Consider the following 3,864-nt stretch of genomic DNA (forward strand, 5'->3'; position numbering starts at 1 on the left):
CGTGGAACTGGGTGACGCTGACGACGACCGCGTCGGTCGGCGCGATGCTGCGGCTGGCGATGGTCTGAAGCGTCGAAACGAGGTTGGCGCCCGCGACGATCGGGTCCCGCCCGAGATGCGGCATCGCCGCGTGAGAGCCGAGGCCGGTCACCGCAATCTCGAAGGTGTCCATGGAAGCCATGACGGGGCCGATCACGGCACCGATGCTGCCGACCGCCAGACCCGGCCAGTTGTGCATCCCGTAGATGGCCGACATCGGGAACCGCTCCAGCAGCCCCTCCTCCACCATGACCCGGCCGCCGCCGGCGGTTTCTTCGGCGGGCTGGAAGATGAAGTAGGCGGTGCCGTCGAACCGTTTGGTTTCCGCCAGATAGCGCGCGGCGCCGAGAAGCATGGTGGTATGGCCGTCGTGGCCGCAGGCGTGCATCTTGCCCGGCACGGTCGATCTGTACGGAAGGTCGTTGGCTTCGTTGATCGGCAATGCGTCCATGTCGGCTCGCAGGCCGATCGCCTGATTGCCGCCGTGGCCGGCGCGAAGCACGCCGACCACTCCCGTCTTCGCGATGCCGCGATGGACTTCCAGACCGAACTCTTCGAGCTTGCGGGCGACGAAATCGCTGGTCCGGTGCTCTTCGAAGCCCAATTCCGGGTGAGCATGAAGGTCCCTGCGCCAACCGGTCAGTTCGCCATGCATCGCCGTAATGCGGTCGTCGATCTTCATTGGATACCTCGGTCGTTCAACAGGATGGTGGTTGAAGGATGGTGACTGGTTAATGGATAGCGACGCGGAAAGTGCTGCCGGCTGGCGGGGTTCTCAGTTCGCCGGGGTCAGCGTGATCCGTTCCTCCGCCGCGTCCTCGACCGCCTTGCGGCTATAGAGCAGCGGGAAATACTGTTCCTGCTGCCAGAGCGGCGCCAGATCGCGGTAGTGCGGACTGTTCGGGTTACCCGACTGGCCGGGCGTATTGACCGCGCGCGAGGCATCCCAGTTGCCGACGTCGACCACCATCTTGAACGAGCCGCCGGCGGTGATCCGGAAATCGCTGGTGCGGTAGGTGGTGGCGTTGGGCGTGAAGCCGCTGCCGCCCTTCGGGAACGGTCCGACATCAAGCAGCTTCTTCTCTTCCGGCCCGACGACAGCAGCCAGCGGGTGCTCGAAATATCCGTGGTGCAGGCTGGCCCACTTCCAGGTGGACATGTCGGTGCCCAGCTTCTTCTGAAGCTCTGCTATCGCCTGTTTGAGGGTCCCCAGCAGCAGCTCGTTGCGAGCGGCGGCGGGATCGCTGCCGAAGCGCTGGTCCGGGGCTTCCAGCGCCGCGATGATCGCGGCCGGTTCGCCGCTCTGCACGCCGCCCTGGTCGATCAGGTCGACCGCCTTCTTTGGCACGGTCGCGCGGACGACGGCGGGACGCAGATGCTTCATGAACCAGACTTCGTACAGGGCTCCGGCGGCGCTGTCTGCTGTCAGAACATTGTTCCATGAAGTCAGCAGGTTGAGGGCAGGCTCTAATGTCGGATCTTCGCTCTGGATGCCTTTCAGCAGCGCCGTGACGCGGCGGGCCTGGATCGACGTCATGTCGGCCTGTAGCGCCATCGAGTCCTCCAGTCCGAACTTGCGGTCGGCACCGAGCACTTCCTTGATCCGGTTGAAGCGGGACGGGTCGGTCCACTCGAAGCCGATCTTCTTCTCGGCGTTCGGGTAACCCGGCGGCAGGTTCATCTGGTTGGCGCTGCCGACCCATTTGCGGTCCGGATTGTACTCGACCGGCAACTCGTCCATGTCGCGGTAGCCCAGCCACTCGTAGCGCCCATCGCCGGGCACCGGCATCAGTCCGTCCCAGTTGGGACGGATCGGCGTCAGGCCGCCCGGCTTCCAGCCGATATTGCCCTGGGTGTCGGCATAGACCTGGTTTTCCGACGGCGAGCCCCAGCGGTTCATGGCGGCCAAAAACTCGTCCCAGTTGCCGGCGCGCATATAGTCGGTGCTGCCGAAATAGGGCGCCATGCCCGGTTCCAGCCATGCGGCGCGGACCGCATAGGCCTTGTTCCTCGCCTCGTCGACATAGAGGACGGGGCCGTGGCGGGTGTAGCCGAGACTGACCGGCTTATCGCCCTGGCCCTTCACCGGCACCGTTTCGTTCACCATCGTCATCGCTTCCCAGCGTCCCTGGTAGTTGTACTGGGTGCGGTCGGCGGGGTTCAGGTCGTAGACGTACAGGTCTTCTTGATCGATCGAGAAGATCGTAAGGCCGAAGGCGATCTTGCCGTTATGGCCGATCGAGATGCCGGGAAGCGAGGGCTCGCCGGCGCCGATCACGCTGAAGCCGGGTGCCGTGATGTGGGCGATATAGCGAAGCGACGGCGCGCCGTGGGCACGGTGCGGATCATTGGCAAGGATAGCCCTGCCGGTCGTGGTCTTGTCCGGCGCTATCGCCCAGTTGTTGCTGCCGAGCGCCGTCGGCTCGATCTCCGGCACCGGTTCAAGCTCCGCCCGCTGGGTACCGCTGAGCTTTTCCTTGGTGAACTTGACGTTGCTGGTGCCGAGCGAATAGTTGGCCGATACCTGCGGCGGAATTCCACACGGGTCGAGGCCTTCCGGGATGCGGGTCTGCCAGTCCGGCTCCAGGGTCTTCCGCATCAGGTCGGTCTTGAGGTCGGCGGCGCACGCGACGGCGGCGCGCTCGATCTCGCTGTCGAGATTGCGGGTCAATCCATGACTGCGGATCCGTACGACATCCTCGGGCAGCCAGTAGGAAGGCTTATACCCCAGCAGCTTGAACTCCATCGGGAGGAGCGCCGGGTCCTGCTGTGTCAGGGTGATGAAGGCGTTGACGCCGTCGGTATAGCGCTGGGCGATCTTCTTCGCATCGCTGCCATAGGCCAGCCACTCCCGGTACATGTCGCCGCGGTAGAGGAACTGCCGGGCCATCCGGTCCTGCTCCAGATAGGAGGGGCCGAAATCCTTCGACAGCTCGCCCAGGCCCCTCTTGCGCCACAGGTCGATCTGCCACAGACGATCACGCGCAGCATTGAAACCCTGGACGAAGAACGCGTCATAAGTCTCTGATGCATATATGTGAGGAACGCCCCAGCGGTCCACGATGATCTCCGCCGGGGCGGACAGGCCGGCGACGCGGTAGGACTTGGCCGTCTCGGCAGCGGCTGGAGCGGCGAGCATCGCCGCCAGCGAACAGGCTGCGAGCGTGCTGCTTCTGAACATGCCCATGGAACTTTCCTCCCTCTTTTCATGAACTTAGGGTTGCGTTCCACTCTATTCGGATGAAATCCCCAGGGACAAATGGTTGGGGCCGGTTTCGTGGTCATGGCAGGCATTCCAGGCTTGTTCGCCCTTGATCCGGAACATCGGAGCGCAACCTTGCATTACTCAAGGATGGCCCGCCGTCAGTGGCGGACGGCGGGAAGAATTCAGGGAGCCGGGACAACCGGCGCCATCGGTAGAGAGGGAGGAATCATGCGATGACCGATCCAGTGAATCTTGCAGGGATGAACCGCCGCGCCCTTCTGGGCTCCGCCGCCGCCGTGACGGCAGCGGCCGTGGCCCTGCCGCTGGCATCCCGCCCGGCGCATGCCCAGGCCGCCGACGTACCGAAGCAGGCGAACGCGCCGTTGCCGGGGGTGTTCCGTTATCGCGTCGGCTCATACGAACTGACGTCCTTGTTCGACGGGTACGGGACTCGCCCGCTCGACGAAAAGTTCGTCCTCAACACGCCGGTCGATCAGGTGCGGGCAGCAGCGCGCGATGCGTTCCGCCCGGCCGACACGCTCAAGATCAGCTACACGCCGACCGTCGTCCATACCGGGAGCAACGTGGTTCTGCTCGATTCCGGCACCGGCGGCAAACTT

The 3,864-nt window shown here is 64.4% G+C and carries 2 protein-coding genes and 1 pseudogene; 1 reads left to right on the top strand and 2 read right to left on the bottom strand.

Annotated elements, in window-relative coordinates; all coding sequences use genetic code 11:
- Positions 1-721: amidohydrolase (locus AC5JJ6_RS01845; protein ID WP_496040409.1), on the bottom strand; the 721-nt coding region annotated here is incomplete at its 3' end.
- Between the two features lie 93 nt (positions 722-814).
- Positions 815-3,226, bottom strand: a complete 2,412-nt coding sequence (locus tag AC5JJ6_RS01850) for a penicillin acylase family protein (protein ID WP_496040410.1) — start codon at positions 3,224-3,226, stop codon at positions 815-817.
- 251 nt (positions 3,227-3,477) lie between these two features.
- Between AC5JJ6_RS01850 and AC5JJ6_RS01855 the strand changes: the two are divergent.
- A pseudogene (locus tag AC5JJ6_RS01855) lies at positions 3,478-3,864 on the top strand (hypothetical protein); the annotation flags it as partial.

Source organism: Skermanella sp., assembly GCF_059503625.1.